This is a genomic window from Azoarcus sp. CIB (assembly GCF_001190925.1).
In the GTDB taxonomy this organism is placed as follows: Bacteria; Pseudomonadota; Gammaproteobacteria; order Burkholderiales; family Rhodocyclaceae; genus Aromatoleum.
Window position 1 is genome coordinate 4228041 of the sequence record NZ_CP011072.1, and the last position, 25059, is coordinate 4253099.

General features: G+C 67.0%; 25 protein-coding genes and 1 other RNA gene. 6 read left to right on the forward strand and 20 right to left on the reverse strand.

All coding sequences use genetic code 11. The annotated features are described in order from the left end of the window. Positions 1–9: 9 nt before the first annotated feature. The 19 genes from ftsZ to rsmI form a co-directional block, all read right to left on the reverse strand. Entirely contained in the window at positions 10–1149 is a 1140-nt protein-coding gene (ftsZ, locus tag AzCIB_RS18900; RefSeq protein ID WP_050417315.1) for a cell division protein FtsZ, read from the reverse strand. 145 nt (positions 1150–1294) lie between these two features. Continuing rightward, positions 1295–2524 carry a cell division protein FtsA gene (gene ftsA / locus AzCIB_RS18905; RefSeq protein ID WP_050417316.1) on the reverse strand — a complete coding sequence of 410 codons (1230 nt, stop codon included), beginning with the start codon at positions 2522–2524 and terminating at the stop codon, positions 1295–1297. Continuing rightward, a complete protein-coding gene (locus AzCIB_RS18910; protein WP_050417317.1) occupies positions 2521–3369 on the reverse strand; it encodes a cell division protein FtsQ/DivIB in 849 nt (282 codons plus the stop codon). The genes ftsA and AzCIB_RS18910 overlap by 4 nt, the downstream gene beginning before the upstream one ends. Further along, entirely contained in the window at positions 3353–4267 is a 915-nt protein-coding gene (locus AzCIB_RS18915; protein ID WP_050418455.1) for a D-alanine--D-alanine ligase, read from the reverse strand. Before AzCIB_RS18915 ends, AzCIB_RS18910 begins: the two co-directional genes overlap by 17 nt. A 38-nt stretch (positions 4268–4305) precedes the next feature. Then, positions 4306–5721: a UDP-N-acetylmuramate--L-alanine ligase gene (murC, locus tag AzCIB_RS18920; RefSeq protein ID WP_050417318.1), complete on the reverse strand. Its 1416-nt coding sequence runs from the start codon at positions 5719–5721 to the stop codon at positions 4306–4308. Continuing rightward, the gene (murG, locus tag AzCIB_RS18925) at positions 5718–6788 is read right to left on the reverse strand and encodes an undecaprenyldiphospho-muramoylpentapeptide beta-N-acetylglucosaminyltransferase (protein ID WP_050417319.1); all 1071 of its coding nucleotides are present in this window, start codon (positions 6786–6788) and stop codon (positions 5718–5720) included. Before murG ends, murC begins: the two co-directional genes overlap by 4 nt. Then, entirely contained in the window at positions 6785–8017 is a 1233-nt protein-coding gene (gene ftsW, locus AzCIB_RS18930) for a putative lipid II flippase FtsW (protein WP_050417320.1), read from the reverse strand. The genes murG and ftsW overlap by 4 nt, the downstream gene beginning before the upstream one ends. Then, a complete protein-coding gene (murD, locus tag AzCIB_RS18935) occupies positions 8014–9411 on the reverse strand; it encodes a UDP-N-acetylmuramoyl-L-alanine--D-glutamate ligase (RefSeq protein WP_050417321.1) in 1398 nt (465 codons plus the stop codon). Before murD ends, ftsW begins: the two co-directional genes overlap by 4 nt. After that, complete coding sequence (mraY, locus tag AzCIB_RS18940) at positions 9408–10496, reverse strand: phospho-N-acetylmuramoyl-pentapeptide-transferase (RefSeq protein ID WP_050417322.1); 1089 nt, start codon at positions 10494–10496, stop codon at positions 9408–9410. Before mraY ends, murD begins: the two co-directional genes overlap by 4 nt. Positions 10497–10499: 3 nt before the next feature. Then, the gene (locus AzCIB_RS18945; RefSeq protein WP_050417323.1) at positions 10500–11900 is read right to left on the reverse strand and encodes a UDP-N-acetylmuramoyl-tripeptide--D-alanyl-D-alanine ligase; all 1401 of its coding nucleotides are present in this window, start codon (positions 11898–11900) and stop codon (positions 10500–10502) included. Beyond that, a complete protein-coding gene (locus AzCIB_RS18950; RefSeq protein ID WP_050417324.1) occupies positions 11894–13402 on the reverse strand; it encodes a UDP-N-acetylmuramoyl-L-alanyl-D-glutamate--2,6-diaminopimelate ligase in 1509 nt (502 codons plus the stop codon). The genes AzCIB_RS18945 and AzCIB_RS18950 overlap by 7 nt, the downstream gene beginning before the upstream one ends. Continuing rightward, positions 13399–15153 (reverse strand): peptidoglycan D,D-transpeptidase FtsI family protein, encoded by a 1755-nt coding sequence (locus AzCIB_RS18955; RefSeq protein WP_050417325.1) that lies wholly within the window; start codon positions 15151–15153, stop codon positions 13399–13401. The genes AzCIB_RS18950 and AzCIB_RS18955 overlap by 4 nt, the downstream gene beginning before the upstream one ends. Further along, a complete protein-coding gene (gene ftsL, locus AzCIB_RS18960) occupies positions 15150–15416 on the reverse strand; it encodes a cell division protein FtsL (protein WP_050417326.1) in 267 nt (88 codons plus the stop codon). The genes AzCIB_RS18955 and ftsL overlap by 4 nt, the downstream gene beginning before the upstream one ends. Next, positions 15413–16351 (reverse strand): 16S rRNA (cytosine(1402)-N(4))-methyltransferase RsmH, encoded by a 939-nt coding sequence (gene rsmH, locus AzCIB_RS18965; RefSeq protein WP_050417327.1) that lies wholly within the window; start codon positions 16349–16351, stop codon positions 15413–15415. Before rsmH ends, ftsL begins: the two co-directional genes overlap by 4 nt. Continuing rightward, positions 16348–16791: a division/cell wall cluster transcriptional repressor MraZ gene (gene mraZ, locus AzCIB_RS18970; RefSeq protein WP_050417328.1), complete on the reverse strand. Its 444-nt coding sequence runs from the start codon at positions 16789–16791 to the stop codon at positions 16348–16350. Before mraZ ends, rsmH begins: the two co-directional genes overlap by 4 nt. Before the next feature lie 294 nt (positions 16792–17085). Then, positions 17086–17468, reverse strand: an RNA gene (gene rnpB, locus AzCIB_RS23565) — RNase P RNA component class A. A 27-nt stretch (positions 17469–17495) separates the two neighbouring features. Further along, positions 17496–17915: a hypothetical protein gene (locus AzCIB_RS18975; protein WP_050417329.1), complete on the reverse strand. Its 420-nt coding sequence runs from the start codon at positions 17913–17915 to the stop codon at positions 17496–17498. A 12-nt stretch (positions 17916–17927) separates the two neighbouring features. Further along, positions 17928–18962, reverse strand: a complete 1035-nt coding sequence (pyrC, locus tag AzCIB_RS18980; protein ID WP_050417330.1) for a dihydroorotase — start codon at positions 18960–18962, stop codon at positions 17928–17930. Positions 18963–19018: 56 nt separating this feature from the next. Beyond that, entirely contained in the window at positions 19019–19885 is an 867-nt protein-coding gene (rsmI, locus tag AzCIB_RS18985; RefSeq protein WP_232299269.1) for a 16S rRNA (cytidine(1402)-2'-O)-methyltransferase, read from the reverse strand. Here rsmI and AzCIB_RS18990 point away from each other — a divergent pair. The 3 genes from AzCIB_RS18990 to AzCIB_RS19000 all read left to right on the forward strand — a co-directional run bounded on the left by AzCIB_RS18990 (position 19878) and on the right by AzCIB_RS19000 (position 21651). After that, positions 19878–20297, forward strand: coding sequence for a YraN family protein (locus AzCIB_RS18990; protein ID WP_050417332.1), 420 nt, complete (start codon positions 19878–19880; stop codon positions 20295–20297). The two genes, rsmI and AzCIB_RS18990, sit on opposite strands and share 8 nt — an antisense overlap. A gap of 128 nt (positions 20298–20425) precedes the next feature. Further along, positions 20426–21019, forward strand: coding sequence for a phosphoheptose isomerase (locus AzCIB_RS18995; protein ID WP_050417333.1), 594 nt, complete (start codon positions 20426–20428; stop codon positions 21017–21019). After that, the gene (locus tag AzCIB_RS19000) at positions 21019–21651 is read left to right on the forward strand and encodes a BON domain-containing protein (RefSeq protein WP_050417334.1); all 633 of its coding nucleotides are present in this window, start codon (positions 21019–21021) and stop codon (positions 21649–21651) included. The genes AzCIB_RS18995 and AzCIB_RS19000 overlap by 1 nt, the downstream gene beginning before the upstream one ends. A gap of 215 nt (positions 21652–21866) precedes the next feature. On the opposite strand, the gene mpl is transcribed toward AzCIB_RS19000, so the two are convergent. Further along, positions 21867–23231 (reverse strand): UDP-N-acetylmuramate:L-alanyl-gamma-D-glutamyl-meso-diaminopimelate ligase, encoded by a 1365-nt coding sequence (mpl, locus tag AzCIB_RS19005; protein ID WP_050417335.1) that lies wholly within the window; start codon positions 23229–23231, stop codon positions 21867–21869. Between the two features lie 97 nt (positions 23232–23328). On the opposite strand from mpl, the gene AzCIB_RS19010 reads away from it, so the two are divergent. From AzCIB_RS19010 to aroQ, 3 genes are read left to right on the forward strand one after another with little or no spacing between them, the layout of a single operon-like run. Next, positions 23329–23946: a hypothetical protein gene (locus tag AzCIB_RS19010; RefSeq protein WP_050417336.1), complete on the forward strand. Its 618-nt coding sequence runs from the start codon at positions 23329–23331 to the stop codon at positions 23944–23946. Positions 23947–23958: 12 nt separating this feature from the next. Then, on the forward strand, positions 23959–24510 hold the full coding sequence (locus AzCIB_RS19015; protein WP_050417337.1) for a TlpA family protein disulfide reductase: 552 nt from the start codon (positions 23959–23961) through the stop codon (positions 24508–24510). A 57-nt stretch (positions 24511–24567) separates the two neighbouring features. Beyond that, positions 24568–25059: a type II 3-dehydroquinate dehydratase gene (aroQ, locus tag AzCIB_RS19020; RefSeq protein WP_050417338.1), complete on the forward strand. Its 492-nt coding sequence runs from the start codon at positions 24568–24570 to the stop codon at positions 25057–25059.

Here is a 25059-nt window from a genome sequence, read left to right on the forward strand (position 1 = left end):
CGACGGTGCTCAGTCGGCCTGCTTGCGCAGGAAGGCCGGGATGTCGTACGTGCCCATGCCGTTGGCGCTCATCGCCTCGACCGTCGTGCGACGGTTGGTGCGAATGACCGCCGGAACGTCCAGGTTGGTCAGGTCGATGCCGCCGACCGAAGGGCCGTACGTTCCGGTGCCCTGCACTACTTGCATCACCGGCTGGCGCGCAGCGCGCGGCACGCCGAGGCCGGTCGCGACGACGGTGACGCGGACGCAGTCTTCCATCGATTCGTCGAACACCGTACCGTACTTGACGAAGGCTTCGGGCGCGGCGAAGGCCTGGACGGTCTTCACGGCGTCACGCACTTCGGACATCTTCAGCGAGCGGCTGGCCGTGATGTTGATCAGCACGCAGCGTGCGCCGGACAGTTCGGTACCCTCGAGCAGCGGGCTCACGGCGGCCTGCTCGGCGGCGATGCGTGCGCGGTCCATGCCGGAGGCTTCGGCCGAACCCATCATCGCGCGGCCCATCTCGCCCATTGCGGTGCGCACGTCCTGGAAGTCGACGTTCACCAGGCCCGGCACATTGATGATCTCGGCGATGCCGCCAACGGCGCTGCGCAGCACGTTGTCGGCGGAGCGGAAGCAGTCCTCGAAGCCGGCGTCGTCGCCGTACACTTCGAGCAGCTTGTCGTTGAGGACGATGATCAGCGAGTCGACGTAGCGGGTCAGCTCCTCGACGCCGCTTTCCGCGACGCGCAGGCGGTTCTCGAAGTCGAAGGGCTTGGTCACGACCGCGACGGTCAGGATGCCCATCTCCTTGGCGATCTCGGCCACGACCGGCGCCGCGCCGGTGCCGGTGCCGCCGCCCATGCCGCCGGTGATGAAGCACATGTGGGCGCCGTCGAGCGCCGCAGCGATCGCTTCGCGCGAATCCTGCGCCGCGGCACGGCCGGCTTCGGGCTTCGAGCCGGCGCCCAGGCCCGAGTTGCCCAGCTGGATCTTGTTCGGGGCGAGGCAGCGATGGAGCGCCTGCGCATCGGTGTTGGCGACGATGAATTCGACGCCCTGCACCCCTTCCCGGATCATGTGATCGACGGCATTGCCGCCGGCGCCGCCGACACCGATCACCTTGATGATCGTGCCGGTCTGCTCCTTCTCAACGATTTCAAACATTTGCCTCGCCTCCTGAAAAACAACCCCGATACGCACCGAGCCGCCGCCGAGTCTACATCTAGTAATAAATCAAAAGTTTACAACTAAATAAGGGGACCTGATCAACAACTCATTCAATTTGGCTGAAAAATTCCACGCCGTTCCGTCAAAAATTCTTCTCGAACCACGCCTTCATGCGGCCGAACACCTGCTTCACGCTCCGGGTGTCGCGCGCGAGCATGCCGCGGCGGCGCTGGGCATGGCCTTCCATGACCAGGCCCATGGCTGTGGCATAGCGCGGATGGCACACGACATCCGCAAGGCCTCCCGAATACTGCGGTGCGCCCACGCGCACCGGCATGTGGAACACTTCCTCGCCGAGTTCGACCATGCCGAGCATCACGGACGAGCCACCGGCGAGCACGATGCCCGAGGAGAGCAGCTCTTCGTAGCCGCTGCGACGCAGCTCGGCCTGCACGAGTTCGAACAGTTCGGACACGCGCGGCTCGATGACGTCGGCGAGACGCTGGCGCGACAGCGGACGCGGCGGGCGGTCGCCGACGCCGGGTACCTCGATCATTTCCTCGGGATCGGCCAGCGTGTGCATCGCGACGCCGTGGCGGATCTTGATCTCCTCGGCTTCGGAGGTCGGCGTGCGCAGTGCCATCGCGATGTCGTTGGTGATCTGGTCGCCCGCGACCGGCAGCACCGCCGTGTGGCGGATCGCGCCGTGCGTGAAGACCGCGATGTCGGTCGTGCCGCCGCCGATGTCAACGAGGCACACGCCCAGTTCCTTCTCGTCCTCGGTCAGCACCGCATAGCTCGAGGCGAGCGGCTGCAGGATGAGATCCATGACCTCGAGTCCGCAGCGGCGCACGCACTTGATGACGTTCTGGGCCGCCGACACGGCGCCGGTGACGATATGCACCTTGACCTCGAGCTTGACGCCGCTCATGCCGATCGGCTCGCGCACGCCGCCCTGCCCGTCGATGATGAATTCCTGGGTGAGCGTGTGCAGGATCTGCTGTTCCGCGGGCACCGGCATTGCACGGGCGACCTCGATCACGCGCTCGACGTCGAGCGGGGTGACCTCCTTGTCCTTGATCGCGACCATGCCGTTGGAGTTGAAGCTCTTGATGTGACTGCCGGCGATCCCGGTATAGACGTCGCGGATCTTGCAGTCGGCCATCAGCTCGACTTCCTGGATCACGCGCGAGATCGCATCGACGGTGGCCTCGATGTTCACGACCACGCCGCGCTTCAGGCCGCTGGTCGGCTGCGTACCGACGCCCACGACGTTGAGCCGCCCGTCGGGACGAACCTCCGCGACCATGCACGTGACCTTGGCGGTACCGATGTCCAGCCCGACGATCAGGTCCTTGTATTCCTTGCTCATTGCTTGCCTTTCGCTGCCTTGAAGTCCCCCACCGGGGTGAGGGCGAATCCGCTCGGGTAGCGGAGATCCGCTACCGCCACTTGCACACCAACCTTTTCCTTCGCCTGCGACCAGGCGCTCACGAAGCGCTCCAGGCGCTCGCCGATCGGCGCCTTTTCCTGGTCACGGCCGAGCATGATCACCATGCCGTCGTCGAGCTTGAGCTCCCACGCCTCGCGCGCAGAGAGCGCGAGACCGACGAGCTTGCGGCCGAGCGGCTCGAGCATCGCGCCGAATTCGCGGTGCTTCGCCTGGATATAGGCAGCCGACCCCTGCGGCCCGGAGAAGGACGGCAGTTCGGCGTTGCTCGCCGCGACGAAGACCTCGCCCTGGCGGTTGACGAGCTGCGAATCGCCGCTTTCGGACACAGTCCAGTAGGCCGCGGCCTGGTGTTCTTCGAGGCGCAGTTCCAGCACGTCGGGCCAGCGGCGGCGGACTTCGGCGCGCCGGACCCAGGGCAGTTTCTCGAAGGTCTCGCGCACGGTTTCGAGGTCCACCGAGAAGAAGTTGCCGTGGATCGCACTGCGGGCCACGTATTCGAGCTGTTCGGTGGTCACCTGCGCGGGAGGCGTCAACACGACCACCTCGCGCAGCGGAAACAGGGGACGCGACAGGAACCACGCAACGAACGCGTAGCCGAACGCAACCGCCGCGAACAGCATCAGGATGTCCGAGAACAGGTTAAGCACGGCCGGCCGATGCCACACGCCCTCGCGCTCATGCGCGCGACCGGGCATCCGGCTCGTGCCGGAAAGCCCGCGCGCAGCAAGCGGAGAACGCAGGCGGAATTCAGCCAAGGCGGGCATCCTCCAGGATCGAGAGACACAGCTGGGTGAAGTCCATGCCCGCCACGCGCGCCGCCATCGGCACGAGCGAGTGGCCAGTCATGCCAGGACTGGTGTTCATTTCCAGCAGATAGGGACGCCCGTCCTCGGTCAGGATCAGATCGGCGCGGCCCCAGCCGCGGCAACCGAGCACGCGTGCGCTCTGCATGATCAACGCCTGCAGCGCCTGCTCCTGCGCGGCGGGCAGCCCGCAGGGGCACAGATAGCGCGTATCGTCGGTGAAGTATTTGTTCTGGTAGTCGTAGTTGCCGCCGGGCGCTTCGATACGGATCAGCGGCAGTGCCCGGTCATGCAGGAAGGGCGCGGTCAGTTCCGCACCGGAGATGAACTCCTCGGCGATCACGAGATCGTCGAAGCGGGCCGCGAGCTCCCACGCGGCCTTCAGCTGGCCGGGCTCGGTGACCTTGGTCGCCCCCATGCTGGACCCTTCATGCACCGGCTTGACGAAGATCGGCAGGCCGAGATCGGCGACGACCGCATCCCAGTCGGTGTCGGCGTTCAGGATGGCGTAGCGCGGGGTCGGCAGGCCGCAAGCCGCCCACACCATCTTCGTGCGCCACTTGTCCATCGCCAGCGCCGACGCCATCACGCCGCTGCCCGTGTAGGGGATCTTCAGCAGTTCAAGCATGCCCTGCACCGTGCCGTCCTCGCCGCCGCGGCCGTGCAGCGCGATGAAGGCGCGGTCGTACTCCTGCTCTTTGAGGATGTGCAGGTCGAGCTCGGCGGGGTCGAAGCCGTGTGCGTCCACGCCCGCAGCACGCAGCGCCGCGAGCACGGCGCCGCCCGACATCAGCGAGACGTCCCTCTCGGCCGAGGTGCCGCCCAACAGCACCGCGACCTTGCCGAATTTTGCACGCATGGCCGGATCGACCACGGCCTTGTCCATCACTTCGCCGCTCACGCCACTTCCTCGTTGTTCGCCAGTTTTCCGGGCACGGCGCCGATCGAGCCCGCCCCCATCGTGATCACCACGTCGCCGTCGCGCACCGCCGAGAGGATCGTCGCAGGCATGTCGCCGATATCCTCGACGAAGACCGGCTCGACCTTGCCCGACACGCGGATCGCGCGCGCCAGCGAACGCCCGTCCGCCGCGACGACCGGCGCTTCGCCGGCGGCATACACCTCGGCCAACAGCAGGGCGTCGACGGTCGACAACACCTTGACGAAGTCCTCGAAGCAGTCGCGCGTGCGCGTATAGCGGTGCGGCTGGAAGGCGAGGACGAGGCGGCGGCCGGGGAATGCGCCGCGCGCGGCGGCCAGCGTCGCTGCCATCTCGACCGGGTGGTGGCCGTAATCGTCGACCAGCGTAAAGCTGCCGCGCTCGCTGCCATCCTCGCCGCGCAGAGGAATCTCGCCGTAGCGCTGGAATCTCCGCCCGACCCCCTTGAACTCGGAGAGCGCCTTGATGATCGCCTCGTCCGGCACCTGCGCCTCGGTGGCCACGGCGATCGCGGCGAGCGCGTTGAGCACGTTGTGCAGGCCCGGCAGGTTCAGTTCGATCGGCAGGCGGCTGATCGTGCCGTTCACGCGGACGGCGTCGAACAGCATGCGGCCGCCTTCGGCACGGATGTTCTCGGCGCGGATGTTCGCGGTCTCCGACAGGCCGTAGCGGACGATCTGCTTCGACACCAGCGGCATGATCGAACGCACGTGCGGGTCGTCCTCGCACAGTACCGCGACGCCGTAGAACGGCAGGTGCTGCAGGAAATCGACGAAGGCCTGCTTGAGGCGGGCGAAATCGTGCCCGTAGGTGTCCATGTGATCGGCGTCGATGTTCGTGACGACCGAGATCACCGGCGTGAGCAGCAGGAAGGATGCGTCGGACTCGTCCGCCTCGGCGACAAGGAAATCGCCCTTGCCGAGCCGCGCGTTCGCGCCCGCTGCGTTGAGCTTGCCACCGATCACGAAGGTGGGATCCAGGCCGCCCTCCGCGAGGATGCTCGCGACGAGCGAGGTCGTCGTGGTCTTGCCGTGGGTGCCCGCGATCGCGATGCCCTGCTTGAGGCGCATCAGCTCGGCGAGCATCTGGGCACGAGGCACCACCGGGATGTGTCGTGCGCGCGCGGCCGTGACTTCGGGATTATCGTTGCGCACCGCGGTGGAGATCACGACGGCATCGGCTTGGGCGACGTTTTCGGCCGCGTGGCCGGAGACGACACGCGCGCCAAGTGCGCGCAGGCGGCGCGTCGCTGCATTCTCGCCGAGATCCGAGCCGCTGACCGTGTAGCCGAGGTTGACCAGCACCTCGGCGATGCCGCTCATGCCGGCACCGCCGATACCGACGAAATGGATGCGTTTGACTTTGTGCTTCATTGCTTTCTCCCTGCCGCGAGGTCTTCGCAGACCTTCGCGACCGCCTCGGCGGCATGCGGCTTTGCCAGCGCGCGAGCCTTCGTGGCCATGTCGAGCAGGCGCGTGCGATCGAGGCTCGCCAGAATGCCCGCCAGCCGCTCGGCGTTGAGTTCGGTTTGCGGGAGCAGGTATGCCGCTCCCTGATCGGCGAGGAATCGCGCGTTGCCGGTCTGGTGATCGTCTACCGCGTGCGGGAAGGGCACCAGCAGGCTCGCGGCGCCCGCCGCCGCCAGCTCCGCGACGGTCAGCGCACCCGCACGGCAGATGACGAGATCGGCTTCGGCGTATTTCGTCGCCATGTCGTCGATGAATGGCAGCAACTCGCCTTCGACGCCCGCAGCGGCGTAAGCGTTGCGCAGCGCGTCGAGCTGCTTCGTGCCGGCCTGGTGCGTGACGAGCGGGCGCTCGGTCGGCTTCATGCGTGCGAGCGCCTGCGGCACCGTTTCGTTGAGCACCGCTGCGCCCAGACTGCCGCCGACCACAAGCACCCTGAGGGCGCCGCTCCGGCCGGCAAAGCGCTCGGCGGGTGCCGGGACGGCCGCAATGTCGGCACGCACCGGGTTGCCGACCCAGGCGGCCTTCTTCAGCACCTTCGGGAAGCCGGCCAGGACCCGGTCTGCGACGCCGGCGAGCACGCGGTTCGCGAGCCCGGCAACAGAGTTCTGTTCGTGCAGCGCCAACGGACGGCCCGTAAGCGCGGCCATCATGCCGCCAGGAAAGGTCACGTAGCCCCCCATGCCGAGCACGACGTCGGGCCGGATGCGTCCCAGCTCACGCAAGGCCTGCCAGAATCCGCGCAGCAGGTTCAGCGGCAACAGCAGCTTGCGCAGGATGCCCTTGCCGCGCAGCGCGGTGAAGCGCACCCATGCGGTTTCGTAGCCACGCTCGGGGACGAGGCGCGCCTCCATGCCGTCGGGGTTGCCCATCCACACGATGCGCCAGCCGCGCGCGCGCAGGACTTCCGCCACGGCGATGCCGGGGAAGATGTGACCGCCCGTGCCACCGGCCATCACGAGGAGCGTCTTCATGAGCGCCCCCGCATCACTTGCCGATTCTCCCAGTCAACGCGCAGCAGTATCGCGAGCGCGAGACAGTTCGCGACGATGCCCGAGCCGCCGAAGCTCATCAGGGGAAGCGTGAGCCCCTTGGTGGGCAGGAGGCCCGTATTCACGCCCATGTTGATGAAGGACTGCACGCCGATCCACAGACCGATGCCCATCGCCACCAGGCCCGAGAAGTAACGTTCGAGCTTGATCGCCTCGCGTCCGATCATCATCGCGCGATGCACGAGGATCGCGAACAGGACGACGATGGTCAGCACGCCGACGAAACCGAGTTCCTCGGCGATCACCGCAAGCAGGAAGTCGGTGTGCGCTTCGGGCAGGTAGAAGAGCTTTTCGACACTCGCGCCGAGGCCGACGCCGAACCACTCGCCGCGGCCGAATGCGATCAGCGCGTGCGACAACTGGTAACCCTTGCCGAAGGCGTCCTGCCACGGGTCCATGAAGCCGAACAGGCGGTCGCGGCGGTAGGGCGAGAGCCAGACCAGCAGCGCGAGGCCGATCACCGCGACGATTGCGAGGAGGACGAAGACGCGCACGTTGATGCCGCCGAGGAACAGCACCCCGAAGGCGATCGCGGCGACGACGACGAAGGCGCCGAAGTCCGGCTCGCGCAGCAGCAGGAAGCCGACGAGAACGATGGTGATCGCCATCGGCAGGAAGCCGCGCCGGAAGCTGCCCATGTCTGGGAGCTTGCGCACCGTGTAATCCGCGGCATACAGCGCGGCGAAGAGCTTCATCAGCTCGGACGGTTGCAGATTGACCGGACCGAGCGGCAGCCAGCGCTGCGCACCGTTGACTTCCCGGCCGACGCCGGGGATCAGCACGACGACCAACAATGCGAGGCCGGCCAGGAACAGCAGCGGCGCAAACTGCTGCCACTGGCGCATCGTCACCTGGAAGGCCATCAGACCAGCGACCACGCCGATCGAGAGGAAGATCGCGTGGCGGATCACGAAGTAGTACGGCTGGTAACCGGTGAACTTGCTACCTTCGGCGATCGCGATGGACGAGGAATAGACCATCACGAGACCGATCAGCAGCAGCGCGGCCGCGGACCAGATCAGCAGCGGATCGAGGTCGCGAGCGGGTGTCTGAGGGCGCATCAGGCGATTGACCGCGCGGCTCGTGTCCGAACCGATGCCGCCGGTGTTGCGCGAGGCGATCAAGCCGCTGAGGGCCGTCACGAATTTCATGTCGCGCTCACCCCCGGCTGACGAAGCACTGCCGCCACGAACACCTCGGCGCGATGGGCATAGTTGCGGAACATGTCGAGACTCGCGCAGGCGGGCGAAAGCAGCACGACATCGCCCCGTTGCGCGAGCGTCGCAGCGTGGGCAACGGCCGCATCCATGTCGGCCGCACGCTCGGTCGGCACACCCGAACCCGCCAGCGCCGCATCGATGAGTGCGGCATCGCGACCGATGAGGATGACGGCACGGGCGTGGCGCGCAACGGCCTCGCGCAGGGGCGAAAAATCCTGCCCCTTCCCATCACCGCCGGCGATCAGGACGACCGGCCGGCCCAGACCTTCCAGCGCGGCCAGCGTGGCGCCCACATTGGTGCCCTTGGAATCGTCGTAGAACACCACGCCGTCGGTACGCCGCGCAACGGGCTCGACCCGGTGCGGCAGACCGCGGAAGGCCTTCAGACCCTCGATGAGCGCGGGATAGGGAAGGTCGATCGTGCGGGCGAGCGCCAGTGCCGCCATCGCGTTCGCCGCATTGTGCGCACCTGCGATAGGAAGTTCGGCGATGGGCACGAGGCGCTGGCCGCCGCAGGCGAGCCATGCGGCGCCGTCCGCGTCGGTGACAATGCCGTAATCGTCGGGTCCCGTCGGAACGTCGGTACCGAAGGACACGACGCGCCGCCCGGCCTGCGCCATCCCCATCACGCGCGCGTCCTGGCGGTTGAGCACCTGCGCGCCACCGCCGTCGAAGATGTGCGCCTTGATGGCCGCGTAGCGCTCGAGGTCGCCGTGGCGGTCGAGATGATCGTCCGTGACGTTCAGCACCGTCGCGCCTTCGGCATTCAGGCCGGCGGTGGTTTCGAGCTGGAAGCTCGACAGCTCCAGCACCCAGCATTCGGGGAGCGCTGCGCCGCGATCCATCCGCTCCATGAGCACGGTCAGCGCAGCCGGGCTGATGTTGCCGGCGGCGACGGCATCCAGTCCGGCCGCACGGCACAGCGCCGCCGTCAACGCGGTGGTCGTGGTCTTGCCGTTCGTGCCCGTGATCGCAAGGATTCGGGTACGGGAGCGCTCCTGCCCGGCGAGCGCTTCGGCAAGCAGCGTCATCTCGCCGACGATCGCGATGCCGCGGCGACGCGCTTCGGCCAGCACCGGGGTGCGCGCGTCGACGCCCGGGCTGAGCGCAATGCGCGCAACGCCGTCGAGGAGGCTGTCGGAGAACTCGCCGAGGACGATCTCGGCCACCGGCACGCTCGCCCTGAGCACGGAGAGGCCCGGCGGCTCGCGGCGGCTGTCGGCCACGCGCACGCGCGCGCCCTGCCGTGCGCACCATTGTGCCATCGCCAGGCCGGACTCGCCGAGCCCGAGAACCAGCACGAGCTTGTCGGATGCGGCGCTCATCTCAGCTTCAGGGTCGAAAGGCCGAACAGCACGAGCATGATCGTGATGATCCAGAAGCGCACTACGACCTGGGTTTCCTTCCAGCCGCCCAGCTCGTAGTGGTGATGCAGAGGCGCCATGCGGAAGATGCGCTTGCCGCCGCTGTACTTGAAGTACAGCACCTGCGCCATCACCGACATCGTCTCGGCGACGAAGAGGCCGCCCATGATGAAGAGCACAATCTCCTGCCGCACGACGACCGCGACCGTTCCCAGCGCGGCCCCCAGCGCCAGCGCACCGACGTCGCCCATGAAGACTTCCGCCGGATAGGCGTTGAACCACAGAAAACCAAGCCCCGCTCCGCACAGGGCGCCGCAGAATACGGCGAGCTCTCCCGCGCCGTTGATGTAGGGCACGCCGAGATACTTCGAGAATCCGGCATGGCCGGCGACGTAGGCGAAGATCGCGAGCGCGCCGGCGACCATCACGGTCGGCATGATCGCGAGGCCGTCGAGGCCGTCGGTGAGGTTCACCGCGTGGCTCGTGCCGTTGATGACGAAATACGAAAGGGCGATGAAGCCGTAGATGCCCAGCGGGTACGACACGGCCTTGAAGAAGGGCACGATCAGTTCGGTCTGCGCCGGCTCGTGCGCCGTCAGCCCGAGGAACAGCGCTGCGGCCAGCGCGATCAGCGAGGTCCACAGGTACTTCCAGCGGCTCGCCAGGCCCTTCGGGTCGCGATGCACGACCTTGCGCCAGTCATCGACCCAACCGACCACGCCGAAGCCCAGCGTGACGAGCAGTGTCACCCACACGTACTGGTTGCGCAGATCGCCCCACAGCAGCGTCGTGACCGCGATCGCGATGAGGATCAGCGCGCCGCCCATCGTGGGGGTGCCGGCCTTGGTGAGGTGCGACTTCGGGCCGTCGTCGCGCACGGCCTGGCCGATCTTCTTCGCTGCCAACCAGCGGATCAGCGACGGGCCGAAGACGAAGGAAATGATCAGCGCGGTGAGCGCGGCAAGGACCGTGCGCAGCGTAATGTAGCCGAGCACATTGAAGGTGCGGATATCCTGACCCAGCCAGAGGGCGAGTTCGAGCAGCATGGACTAATGAGACTCCTGTGAAGGGGCGCCATTGTGCACCGCCGCAAGCCCGTTCGCCACCCGCTCCATCCGCATGAAACGGGAGCCCTTCACCAGCACCACCGTGTTCGCATCGAGTCGCGGCGCCAAGGCAGCCAACAAGGACTCGGCGGTCGCGAATTTCTGCCCGCCCTCGCCGAAGTTGTGCGCCGCGACCGCGCTCATTTCACCCAGCGCGTAGAGCTCGTCCACGCCCTTGCTCTTGGCGTAGCCTCCGACCTCGTCATGCAGTTGCGCGCTGGTCGTGCCGACTTCGCCCATGTCGCCGAGCGCCAGCACCGTATGCCCGGCCGTCGAGGCCAGCACGTCGATCGCGGCGCGCACGGAGTCGGGATTCGCGTTGTATGTGTCGTCGATGACCAGCGCACCGTTGAGACCGGCGCGCCGCTGCAGGCGGCCCGGCGCACCGCTGAAACCGGACAACCCCTCGACCACCGCAGCCAGTGACGCCCCGGCGGCAAGGCATGCCGCAGCGGCACCTGCCGCGTTGCGCACGTTGTGCTCACCCGGCACCGGCAGGTCAAACGCCACACTGCTCGCGGAAGTGCTCAGCGTGAGGCGGGCGCCGAGGCCATGAAGATCGGCCTCCGCCTTCACGTCCGCCACTTGGCCGGTCGCGAAAGTGACGACGGTGCGTCCGCGGTTCAGCTCCCGCCACAGCGCGCAGTGGGAATCGTCGGCATTCACGACCGCCACACCGCTCTCGCCCAGCCCGCCGTAGATGGCCCCCTTCTCCTTCGCAATCTCCACGAGCGACCCCATGCCCTGCAGATGGGCACGCTGCGCGTTCGTTACGATCGCCACGGTCGGTCGGGCCAGGGCGGTCAGGTAGCCGATCTCGCCCGGATGGTTCATGCCCATCTCGATCACCGCCGCACGGTGGTGATCGCGCATCTCGAGCAAGGTCAGCGGCAGCCCGATGTCGTTGTTGAGGTTGCCAGTCGTCGCGAGGACACAGTCCGCCGTATGCCCGTCATGTCGAGCCTGGGCGCGCATGATCGCGGCGCACATTTCCTTGACCGTGGTCTTGCCGTTGCTGCCCGTCACCCCGATCAACGGGATGTCGAAGCGGCTACGCCAGTGCGCCGCGAGGGTGCCGAGCGCGAAGCGGGTATCGCTCACGACGAGGCGCGGAAACTCGATGTCCTCATGCTCGCGCTGCCACGCCTCGTCGACCAGCGCGGCAGCCGCCCCCTCCGCCGCGGCCTGTTCGACGAAGTCGTGACCGTCGAAATGCTCGCCACGCAGCGCGACGAACAGCTGGCCGGGCCGGATGCGCCGGCTGTCGGTGCCGACGCACGAGAAGGTCGCGTCGCCGACCACGCGAAAACCGCCGAGTTGCCCTACTTCCTGGAGGCTCAGCACGCGCCCGCCCCCTTGAGTCGATTCCACTCGCGCAGGGCGATCTGTGCCTGCTCGACATCCGAAAAGGGCAGACGCACGCCCAGGATCTCCTGATAAGGTTCGTGCCCCTTGCCGGCGAGCACGACGACATCGTCGGCGCCGGCTTCTCCGACCGCGATGCGGATCGCCTGCGCCCGGTCGATCACCCGCTCCACTTGCGGACCCGCGCCCTGCATGATGGCGTCGATGATCTTCGCCGGATCCTCGGTGCGCGGATTGTCGCTGGTGACGATCACCCGATCGGCCCGCTCGCGCACGACCTCGCCCATCAGCGGGCGCTTGCCCGGATCGCGGTCGCCGCCGCAACCGAACACGCACACGAGACGTCCGCCACGCGTCGCGACCGTCGCGCGCACGGACTCGAGCACTTTCGCCAGCGCGTCCGGCGTATGCGCGTAATCGACGACGATCAGCGGCTCGGCCACACCACCCACAAGCTGCATGCGCCCCTGCGGCGGCGTCAGATGCGCGACCGCATGCACGATCTCGTCCAGCGGCAAACCGCGCGCGAGCAGCGCCCCGGCAACCGCGAGCAGGTTGGACACGTTGAACGGCGCCACCATGCGCACGTCCAGTTCGCGCCGCACGCCTTCAAAAGCGATCGCGAAGCGCAACCCCGACGCCGACATCCGGACATCCTGCGCGCTCAGCAGGCGCACACCATGCACGGGCGTCGCCGTGGCGGACTGGGTGTAACCGATCACCGGCAGCCCGGCGCCGGCCAGACGACGCGCCTGATCCAGACCGAAGGCATCGTCCAGATTGACCACCGCGCAGCCCAAGCCGGGCTGGTCGAACAGCCGGGCCTTGGCGGCACCGTAGGCTTCCATCGTGCCGTGATAATCGAGGTGATCGCGGGTCAGGTTCGTGAACACGGCGACGTCGAAAGCGACCGCATTGACGCGCTCCTGGTCGAGGCCGATCGACGACACTTCCATCGTCGCCGCGCTCCCGCCCGCAGACAGGAAGTCGCGCAGGACGCGATGGACTTCGAGCGCATCCGGTGTCGTGTTCAGCGTATCGACAAGCTGCCCGGGGAAGCCGTTGCCCAGCGTTCCGATGACGCCGCACTTTTCGCCGAGCCGTGCCAACGCAGCCGCCAGCCACTGGGTGACGGTCGTCTTGCCGTTGGTGCCGGTCACCCCGACGGTCCACAGCCTGTCGGAAGGGCGACCGTGGATCAGGTGCGCGAGATAACCTCCGACGCGGCGCAGTTCCGCGACGGGAATTGACGGGACCGGCAAGCCGTCCACGCGGAAACCGCCGCGGTCGTCCCACAGCACGGCGGCAGCGCCGCGTTCGACTGCGGCGCCGATGAATTTGCGTCCATCCGAGGCCAGCCCGGGCCACGCGGCGAAGACATCACCCCCGCTTACGCGGCGCGAATCGGCCGTGATGCTGGCCGGCACGACACCGGCCTCGTGAAGGCGTTCGAGGATCGCGGATGCGAGGTCGAGGCTCACATGTTCTCCCGCGAAGGCACGACAATCCCCTGCTTCTGCGCGAGTTGCAGCGGCACCAACGGGGCGTCGGGCGCCACGCCGAGCGCACGCAGCGCGCCTTCGGTAATCTGGGCAAACACCGGCGCCGCAACCGCACCGCCGTAATACTGTCCCGCAGACGGTTCGTCGATCATCACGGCAACGATAAGCCGGGGGTCGGAGACCGGGGCCAGTCCGACATAGGACGATACATATTTGTTCGTGTAGTGCGCCCCTTCCAGCTTGATCGCCGTACCGGTCTTGCCCGCCACGCGGTAGCCCGCGATCTGCGCCTTGGGCGCGGTGCCACCGGGAGCGGACGCCAGCTCGAGCATGCCGCGCATCTCGCGCGCCGTCGCGGCCGAGAAAATGCGCTTGCCACCAACCGGCGGCGCGTCGAGACGGGTCAGCGACAGGGGCACCAGCTCGCCATCGCGCGCGAACGCGAGATAGGCGTGCGCCATCTGGATGAGGCTCACGGAAACGCCGTGACCGTAAGACATCGTTGCCTGTTCGATCGGCTTCCACGTCTTCGCGGGACGCAGGCGCCCCCCGGCCTCGCCGGGGAAGCCGAGGTTCAGCGGCTTGCCGAAACCAAGATCGTCGTACAGCCGCCACATCTCGTCGGGCGAGAAATGCATCGCAACCTTGACGGTGCCGATGTTGGACGACTTCTGGATCACTTGGGCCACGGTCAGCGCGCCGTTGCGGTGCGAATCGGAAATCGTCGCGCGCCCGATCGTCATGCGGCCCGGCGAGGTATCGATGATCGTGCCGGGCTGAACCTTCCCGCGATCGAGCGCGAGGCCGACGATGAAGGGCTTCATGATCGAGCCCGGTTCATACACGTCGGTAAGGACGCGGTTGCGCAGCTGTGCCCCGCTGAGGTTCGTGCGATTGTTCGGGTTATAGGTCGGTGCATTGACCAGCGCGAGCACCTCGCCGGTGCGCGCATCGAGCACCACCGACGCGCCGGCCTTCGCCTTGTGCGTCTGCATCGCCTGGCGCAGCGCCGAATAGGCGAGGTACTGGATCTTGGCGTCGATCGACAACGCGAGATCCTGTCCGTCGCGCGGCGCGCGGATGGCTTCGACGTCCTCGATGATCTGCCCGCGACGGTCGCGGATCACTCGCCGAGCACCCGCCTTGCCGGCCAGGACACCTTCGAAGGCGAGTTCGACGCCCTCCTGCCCCTTGTCATCGACGCCGGTGAAGCCCAGCATGTGGGCCATCACCTCACCACCAGGGTAATAGCGGCGATATTCCTGCTGCTGATGGACACCGGCGAGTTTCAGATCGGCGATCTGCTGTGCAGTCTCGGGCGACACCTGACGTTTCAGGTAGACGAAATCGCGCCCGGCGGCGAGACGGCGATTGAGTTCCTGCACGTCCATTTCCAGCAGGCCCGCGAGCTTGCGCGCGTCCGGCGGAGTGAGATTCACGTCGGTCGGAATCGCCCAGATCGAACGCACCGGGGTGCTCACCGCCAGCATGTCGCCGTGCCGATCCGTGACGCGTCCGCGCGTCGCCGGCACCTCGAGCACCCGCGCGTAGCGCGATTCGCCCTTCGCCTGCAGGAAGTCGTCATTGACCCCCTGCAGGTACATCGCGCGCCCGATCAGCGCCAGCGAGCACGCCATCAGGCCCAGCATCACCACGCGCGGACGCCAGGCAGGCAGGCCGTGGCGCAGCAAGGGGTTGTGATTGAAGGTCACCGTCCGCTGTTTGCTCATTTGACCCCCTCGACCGAAAAGACCTGCCCCGGCACCGGCGCGCGCATCCCGATGCGCTCGCGGGCGATCTTCTCGACGCGCGCATGTGCGGCCCAGGTGCTCTGCTCGAGCTGCAACTGGTCCCACTCCACTTCGAGGCCGTGAGCGCGCGACTGCTCGCGCTCGAGTTCCGAAAACAGCTTGCGGGCCTGGTGCTGCGACGCGACCACGCCCAGCGCGCTCGCCACCGCCACCGCCACGAGGAAGGCGTCGGCGCGGATCATGCCTGCACCTCCGTACGCTCGGCCACGCGCATCACGGCGCTACGCGCACGCGGATTGGCCGCGACCTCCGCCTCGCCGGGACGCACGGCCTTGCCGACCAACGCCAGAGGCGGCTTGGGCAGGTCCGCTGCACGCACCGGCAGACGCGACGGCAATTGCGGCGGACGCGACCCGTCGCGCATGAAACGCTTGACGATACGGTCTTCGAGCGAATGAAAACTGATCACGACGAGGCGTCCGCCCGGCTTCAGCCGCACGACGGTATCGGGCAGGATCAGCGACAGCTCTTCGAGCTCCTGATTGATGAAAATCCGTAGAGCCTGGAAACTGCGAGTCGCCGGGTGCTGCCCCGGCTCGCGTGTACGGACCGCTTTTTCCACGATCGCGGCAAGCTGTCGAGTGGTAGCAACAGCCCCCCCTGTCCGAGCAACTGCAATCGCCTTTGCAATCGCATGAGCAAACCGTTCTTCCCCATAATCCCTGAGCACCTCCGTGATTTGCGCGACAGACGCCTCTGCCAGCCATTGCGCCACGGTCTGCCCGCGGCTCGTATCCATGCGCATGTCGAGCGGCGCATCGAAACGAAAACTCATGCCCCGCTCCGGCTCGTCGAGCTGCGGAGAGGACACGCCAAGATCGAGTAGCACGCCGTCGACCCGGCTGACGCCGAGTCCGTCGAGCTCGTCGGCGAACGAACTGAAAGGCGCATGGACGAGGGTCAGACGGGGATCGGCGATCTCGCGACCGACCTCGATCGCAGACGGATCGCGATCGAAGGCGATGAGCCGCCCCGCGGGCCCGAGCGCTGCAAGAATCGCCCGACTGTGACCACCGCGACCGAAGGTGCCGTCGACGTAAACACCGTCGGGCCGGATCGCCAGCGCATCGACAGCTTCGGAAAGGAGCACGGTCACGTGCTTGGGCAGCAGGCTCACAGCGCGAGGCTCTCGAATCCTGCCGGAAGGGCGGCACCGGACAGCGCCAGCATCGCCTCCTGCTGTTTCTGCCAGCCGGCATCCGACCACAATTCGAAGTGGGTTCCCTGTCCGACCAACCACACCTGCTTGTCCAGCCCCGCCCACTGACGCGACGACGGGGCGATCAGCACACGCCCCGCGCCATCGAGTTCTTCTTCCTGGGCAAAACCTATCAGCAGACGCTTGAGCGCCGCAGCATCGGGGTTGAGGCCGGGCATCGCCGCGACCTGCGCGCGGATCGGCGCCCAGACCGCTTGCGGATAGACCAGCAGACACTTGTGGGGATGGGCAGTGACGACCAGCGGCGCCCCGTCGGGAACGAGGGCGTCACGATGCCGCGCAGGGATCGCAACGCGACCCTTGGCATCGAGACTGAGCGCAGCGGCTCCCTGGAACATTCCACCCCCTGATTTTGCCCGTCGAGGCGGCACGCATATGCCACATCGACCCACTTTTCACCACCAGACCCCACTTTAGAGTAAAGGAATTGGGGGGTCAAGCCGCGCCCAGGGAGTTTTCCGTTGCTACACAATGACTTATGAACGAGCAACGCACCGCCATAAACCCTGAAAAATCAAGGCAGATAGCGCAACTTCATGAGAAAAACGTAGAGATTCGGACGCCGGACGGGCCCGAAGTGGGGAAGTGTGGGAAAACACACACGAAAGTGGGGAAAAACAGCTCGACGGGAGAAGGGAAGTTCGCCGATAAGCCGGGTTTTGTCGAGCGGCCGCGACCTGTGGGCCGCAACCGCCGGGCAGTCATTCCTCTGGGGGCCGTGTTACCACGGCGCTCTAGCAGCCTACCCGGGAGCAGCGCGAGCCACGCCATTGCTCCCCTATTTGGCCTTGCCCCGGATGGGGTTTACCGTGCCAGTCCTGTTGCCAGTCCTGCGGTGGGCTCTTACCCCACCATTTCACCCTTACCTGTGCCTGAGAACAGGCCATCGGCGGTTTGCTTTCTGTTGCACTTTCCGTCGCCTCACGGCGCCCGGCCGTTAGCCGGCATCCTGCTCTGCGGGGCCCGGACTTTCCTCCACGCACACAAGGTACGCAGCGACTGCCTGGCGAACTTCCCGTTGCCGATTATACGCGACGCGCGCTCACTTGCCCGCAGGGATGAAGGTCGCGACGCCGTCCTTGAAGCGGAAGGTGCCGAGAGCGGGTCCCGGAGTCGAACCCGCGGCGTTATCCCAGTCCTGTACCTGGCACTTGTCGGTCCCGACGAGGTACCAGCGGCTACCCTGGTGGAGCGCCCACAGGCGGTCGCCCGCCTCGAACACTTCCATCGGCGTCAGTTCGGTACCGTCCGGATGGATCGGGACGCGCCGCTGGCAGTGCGGCAAACGCGACGCGATGACCGCCTGATTGACAGCACCCTGCCAGAAATAGGGCTTCTCGCGCACCAGAATCAGGGCGTGCTGGCTGCCCTCGATCATGAAGGCGGTCGCGCTGTTCTCACACGCCGCCAGCATGGGCAACAGCGCCAGCGCGACAATCGCTTTTGTCCGGACACTCGGCATAGGAACTCCCGATCAGAGCAGACGCCAGGCGATGGTCTCGCCGGCACGCAGGGGCACCAGCGGGTCGCCGGCGAGATAATCGTAGGCGGCCGGAACCTCCCATACGTGCTTCACTAGCGTGATGCAGCCGGAATTGGGCGGCAGACCATAGAACGCCGGGCCGTTGAGGCTCGCGAACGCCTCGAGCCTGTCCAGCGCCCCGGCCTGCTCGAAGGCCTCGGCGTACAGTTCGATTCCGGCATGCGCGGTGTAGCAGCCCGCACAGCCGCAGCCTGCCTCTTTCGTCGAGCGCGCGTGCGGCGCCGAGTCGGTGCCGAGGAAGAATTTCACACTGCCGGAGGTCGCTGCTTCGACCAGCGCGCGCCGGTGGGTCTCGCGCTTGAGCACGGGCAGGCAGTAATGATGCGGCCGAATGCCGCCGGCGAAGATCGCGTTGCGGTTAAGCAGCAGGTGGTGGGCGGTGATCGTTGCGCCGACGTTGTCGCCCGCCGCCTTCACGAACTGGGCGGCATCGGCGGTCGTGATGTGCTCGAACACAACTCGCAGCCCCGGAAATCTGTGCGTCAGCGGGGCAAGCACGCGCTCGATGAACACCTGCTCGCGATCGAAGACGTCGACATCGCCCTGCGTCACTTCGCCATGCACGCACAGCACCATCCCGACGCGCTCCATCCGTTCCAGCACCGGATAGACCTTCTCGATCGCCGTCACGCCGGCGTCCGAATTGGTCGTCGCGCCTGCCGGATAGAGCTTTGCCGCCACCACCGCACCGCTCGCCCGGGCACGGTCGATTTCGTCCGGCGCCATGCTGTCGGTGAGATACAGGCTCATCAGCGGTTCGAACTCGATGCCGGCCGGCACCGCCGCGCGGATGCGATCGCGGTATTCGAGCGCCTGTGCGGTCGTGGTCACGGGCGGCCGCAGGTTGGGCATGATGAGCGCGCGGCCGAAGCGCTGCGCGGTGTGCGGCACGACGGCCGCGAGCGCCGCGCCGTCGCGCACGTGCAGATGCCAGTCGTCGGGGCGGATAAGGGAAATTTTGTGCATGACGTTCCAGGATCAGGATGCGGGCGCCGTTGGTCGCGCCAATTATATATGCGAGCTCAACTGCCCTTCAGCTCCAGCGCGCGCGCATACAGCAGCTTGCGCGACGCGCCGGTGATGTCGGCAGCGAGCCGCGCAGCGGTCTTTACCGGAAGTTCCTCCAGCAGCAGCGCAAGGGCACGTTCGGCATCGGGCGCAAGGCCCTCGGTCGCGGGCGCACCGGCCACGATCAGCACGAACTCCCCGCGGCAACGGTTCGCATCGGCCGCCAGCCACGCCGACGCCTCGCCCAGCGGCATGCGGGCGATCTGCTCGTAGATCTTCGTAATTTCGCGCGCGATCACGATGTCGCGCGACGGCTCCAGCATCGCAGCCAAATCTGCGACACATTCGGCGATGCGGTGTGGCGATTCGTAGAACACCAACGGCACCGCCTGCGCGCGCAACTCCTCGATCCGCGTCCGCCGCGCCGCCTGCTTGGCCGGCAGGAAGCCGACGAAGCGAAAACCGTCGTCCACGAAACCGGACGCGGACAGTGCCGCAATGGCCGCGCACGGGCCGGGGATAGGCACCACCGGAAAGCCCGCCTCGCGAACGCGCGCAACGGCCCGCGCCCCGGGGTCCGAGATGGCCGGGGTACCGGCGTCGCTGATCAACGCGACATTCTGCCCCGCCTCCAGCATCCGGATCACCTGCCCGACGGCCGCCTGCTCGTTGTGCTCATGCAGCGGAAAGAGCCGGGTACGGATGCCCAGCGCCTCGAGCAGGCGTTGACTGTGGCGCGTATCCTCGGCGGCGATGGCGCCGACTTCCGTCAGAACGCCCCGCGCACGCATGCTGACGTCCTGAAGATTCCCGAGCGGAGTCGCCACCACATACAATGACGGCGTACTTGAAAGCGGAGACGGGCTGTTCGACATGGACATCGGGGATCGCAGCAAAAGGGAAGGCATTGTCCGGCGGCCGGCGCCTCTCACGCAAGCACGCGGCAAAGCAGGCGAGGAGCTCGCTGAGCGATTCCTCGCGCGCCGGGGCCTCACCCCTCTCGCACGCAACGTCCGCTGCCGCGGCGGAGAAGTCGATCTCGTGTGCCTGGACCGCGGCACCGTGGTGTTCGTGGAAGTCCGTCTGCGCAGCAATCCAAGCTTCGGCGGCGCGGCGGCGAGCATCACCGCGACAAAGCGCCGGCGCGTCGTGCTTGCGGCACGCTGGTGGCTCGCGGGCGCGGGCCGGCGCTACGCACAAAGCCCCTGCCGCTTCGACGCAGTGCTGATGAGCGCACTCGACGAAGCAACGGTGGAATGGCTGCGCGGCGCGTTCGACGCCGACTCGTGGTAAGCGTCTGTAAGGAAGCCCACCGCTTCAGCGCCGGGCACGGCACACTTGCGCCGCGCGGCGGCAGCGGCGGGACCGGCCTCCGCCTCGTGCTAGACTTTTGCCCCCGACAGAAGTGACCCGAGCCCCTCATGGACCTGATTCACCGCATCTCCCGACAATTCGAAGACAGCGCCCGCACCAAGCTCGACTCGCTGGAGGCGCTGGCCGCCCCGATCGCGGGAGCGGTGGAGATCATGACCGGCTGTCTGCTCAACAACGGCAAGATCCTCGCGTGCGGAAACGGCGGCTCGGCTGCCGATGCGCAACATTTCGCCGCCGAGCTGGTCAATCGCTTCGAGATGGAGCGCCCGCCGCTCGCCGCGGTGGCGCTGACGACGGACACCTCCACGCTGACCTCGATCGCCAACGATTACGACTACACCCAGGTATTTTCCAAGCAGGTGCGCGCGCTCGGGCAACCGGGCGACGTCCTGCTCGCGATCTCGACCAGCGGCAACTCTCCCAACGTCATCGCTGCGATCGAGGCCGCCCACGAACGCGAGATGCGCGTCATCGCGCTGACCGGCAAGGGCGGCGGCAGGATGGGGGAAATGCTCGGCAACGGCGACATCCATCTGTGCGTACCCGCTGAGCGCACGGCACGCATCCAGGAAGTTCATCTGCTCGTCCTGCACTGCCTGTGCGACGGCATCGATTGTCTGTTACTCGGAGTTGAAGACTAATGAACAACAAGACCCTTCAAGCCAGCCGGCGCACCCTGCTTCTCGGCCTGGGCGCAGCGGCGACGCTGCCGCTGCTGCAGGGCTGCTTCCCGCTCGTCGCGGGCGGGGTCGGAGCGGGCGCGGCCATGGTTGCCGACCGCCGCACCTCGGGCGCCTACGTCGAGGACGAAGGCATCGAATGGCGCACCTCGAGTGCGCTGCGCGATCGTCTCGGCGATGCCGTGCATATCAACGTGACGTCCTTCAACCGTAACGTGCTGCTCACCGGGGAAGCCCCCAGCGAGGCGCACCGCGCCGAAGCGGAGCGCGTGGCCGGCGGCATCGCCAACGTCAAGGGCATCGTCAACGAAGTCCAGGTCGCCGGCACCTCGTCGCTGACCTCGCGCGGCAACGACTCGCTGATCACGTCGAAGGTCAAGGCGCGCTTCGTCGATTCGGCGCAGTTCAGCGCCAACCACATCAAGGTCGTGACCGAGGCGGGAACCGTATTCCTGCTCGGCATCGTGACGCGCCGCGAGGCGGACGCCGCGACCGAGGTGGCGCGCCGCACGGACGGCGTGCGCAAGGTCGTGAGGGTGTTCGAGTACATCACCGACCAGCAGGCCCGCCAGCTCGAAGGCAAGAAGGACTGAAGCGCCGGATCGTCGGCCGGAGCGGCTTAGGCGATGCTATTAACCCCGCTGGCAATTGGCGACGTCAGGTTGAGGGCAGCGCGGTCACTCCCTCCCCTTCAAGGGGGAGGGTTGGGGTGGGGATGGGTTAAACAACCGTGACCGAAACCCATCCCCCTCCTAACCTCCCCCCTTGAAGGGGGAGGAACAAGGCGTCCGACCGCTCCCACACTTCGTCAACCCGCCTGGCGGGAGCGCAAAGCGGCGAGCAGCTTGTCGTGCACGCCGCCGAAACCGCCGTTGCTCATGACCAGCACGTGATCGCCGGGGCGGGCCTCGGTGACGACGGCCGCAACCAGTTCATCCAGCGAATCGAAGGTACCGGCCCGCCCGCCCAGCGGCGCAAGCGCTTCGCCCGCGTCCCAGCCGAGAGCGTTCGCATAGCAGTAGACGCGATCGGCCAGCGCCAGGCTGTCGGGCAGGCGACTCTTCATCACCCCGAGCTTCATCGTGTTGGAACGCGGCTCCAGCACGGCGAGGATGCGCCCCTGCGGTTCGCGTTTACGCAGGCCTTCGACCGTCAGCGCGATCGCCGTCGGATGATGGGCAAAATCGTCATAGACGGTGACCCCGTCTACGCGGCCACGCACCTCCATGCGACGCTTGATCCCCTGGAAGCGCGCGAGACTCGCGATGGCCTGCGCCGGCGTCACGCCGACATGCCGGGCCGCAGCAATCGCCGCAAGTGCGTTGCTGCGATTGTGGCTGCCCGACATCGGCATCGCGATGCGCCCCAGCTCCTCGCCGCGCAACCTGAACACGGCCTCGCCCTCGCCCTCCTCCGCGCCCGGCTCGACCGACCACTGGGCGGCATCGCCGAACCATTCCAGCTCAGACCAGCAGCCGCGCGCGAGCACGCGCTTGAGGCTCTCTTCGCCGCCATTCGCGAGGATGCGGCCGGATGCCGGAATCGTCCGCACGAGGTGGTGGAACTGCGTCTCGATCGCCGCGAGGTCGGAAAAAATGTCGGCGTGGTCGAATTCGAGATTGTTGAGGATGGCCGTGCGCGGACGGTAATGCACGAACTTCGAACGCTTGTCGCAGAACGCCGTGTCGTACTCGTCCGCCTCGATGACGAAAAAGGGTGAATCGGTGAGGCGCGCCGACACGCCGAAGTTGCCCGGCACGCCGCCGACGAGGAAGCCGGGATTCAGCCCGGCGTCCTCCAGCATCCACGCCAGCATGGAGGTCGTCGTGGTCTTGCCGTGCGTGCCCGCGACGGCCAACACCCAGCGCCCCTGCAGGACATGCTCGGCCAGCCATTGCGGACCGGACACATAGGGGAGGCCGCGCTCGAGAATGGCCTCCAGCAGCGGATTGCCGCGCGAGATGGCATTGCCGACAACGAACACGTCGGGCGCGAGGTCGATCTGCGCGCCATCGTAGCCTTCCGTCAGGCCGATGCCCTGCGCTTCGAGCTGGGTGCTCATCGGCGGATAGACGTTCGCGTCGCAGCCGGTGACGGTATGCCCTGCCGAACGCGCGAGCAGCGCCACGCCGCCCATGAAGGTGCCGCAGATTCCAAGGATGTGGATATGCATCGAAACTCCGGGACTGACGGACCGCTGCAATGTGCGTGAAACGGGTCCGTGTAGAATGGTGCGCATTCTACATCGACCCTCATCCGGACTCGCGACCATGACTTTCCGCGCGCCCCCCTCCCGCTCCGGAACCCTGAGGCGTGAGATCGCCGCCACGGCGGCCCGCATGATGGCCGAAGACGGCATCAGCGATTTCGGTTTCGCCAAACGCAAGGCCGCGCGCCAACTCGGCGCGTCCGACACGGATTCCCTGCCCAACAACGCCGAGATCGAAGCCGAGCTGCGCGCCTGGCAGGCGCTCTACCAGGACGAGGAGCAGGCCGAGCGCGTGCTCGAGATGCGTCGCGCCGCCATCGGCGTGATGCGCCTGCTCGACGACTTCCGCCCCTACCTCACCGGCGGTGCGCTCGACGGCACCGCGGGTCGCTACACGGAGGTCGATATCGAACTCTTCGCGGAGAGCGCCAAGGAAGTCGAGATCTTCTTCCTCAACCAGAACATTGCCTACGAACACCGCGAACCGCGCCGTCCCGCGCCGCACGCGCCGGAAGCGATCCTGAGCTTCGAGTGGGAACAGGTTCCGATCCGCCTGTCGATCCATCCGGCCGACGCCGAACGTTCCAACCGACGGCGTGCGGACAGGGCGCGCCTGCCTACGGTCGAGGCGCTGCTCGCCCAGGGCGGCAGCGAGACCCAACCCGAACCCGCACGCTGAACCGGTCGCAACATGAAGCCATTCGTCCGCAACGCCTTGATCCTTGGCGTCGCCGCAGCCGCGGGACTCGCCGGCTATCTCACCCAGCGCGCCGCGCCGCCCGCTCGCCCTGCGACGGCGCAGGTCGCCCGCGAGGCCGGGGCACCCATACTCGCGCTGAGCCTGCCCGACAGCAACGGTCAGCCCCAGGCGCTCTCGCAGTGGCGCGGCAAGGTGCTGGTGGTCAATTTCTGGGCGACATGGTGCCCGCCCTGCCTGCGCGAGATCCCCGAATTCGCCGCCGTGAGCCGGCGCTTCGCCGATGCACCGGTGCAATTCGTCGGCATCGGCATCGACCAGCCCGACAACGTGCGCAGATTCGCCGAGGACAACAGGGTCCCCTATCCGCTGTTGATCGCTCCGCTGCAGACGCTAGCCGTGACGAGCGCGCTCGGAAACACGTCCCAGGCACTCCCGTTCACCGCGATCTTCGACCGGCAGGGCGAACTGGATTTCGTGAAGCTCGGCACCTTGAATGAAGCGGAACTTGAGGGCAAAATTCGCGCACTCCTCGCTTCGCGCTGACGTACCCGGAACGCTTTCACTGGACAAAGTGCAGCGATCTGCGGCAAACTTGCCGACATGACGCGCTCAAAACGCAGCAAAACCACCGAGGCCCCACCGCCTCCGCAGACTCGAATCCTGGTTCTGCACGGCCCCAACCTGAACCTCCTCGGCACTCGCGAACCCGATGTCTATGGCCGCACCACGCTGGCCGACATCCATTCCGCGATGGATGCGCGTGCCCGTGCAGCCGGAGTCGTCGTCGAGTCCTTCCAGAGCAATCACGAAGGGCAGCTCATCGACCGCATCCAGGCTGCAGCCGTGGAAGCGATCGACTACATCATCATCAACCCGGCCGGTTACAGCCACACGAGCGTCGCCCTGCGCGACGCGCTGGCCGCGGTAGCGATTCCCTACGTGGAAGTGCACCTGTCCAACATCCACGCGCGGGAACCGTTCCGGCATCACTCCTATTTTTCCGATCGCGCCATCGGCGTCATCTGCGGGCTGGGCGCATACGGCTACATGGCCGCACTCGAATTCGCCCTGACGCAACTGCGGAAAAGCTAA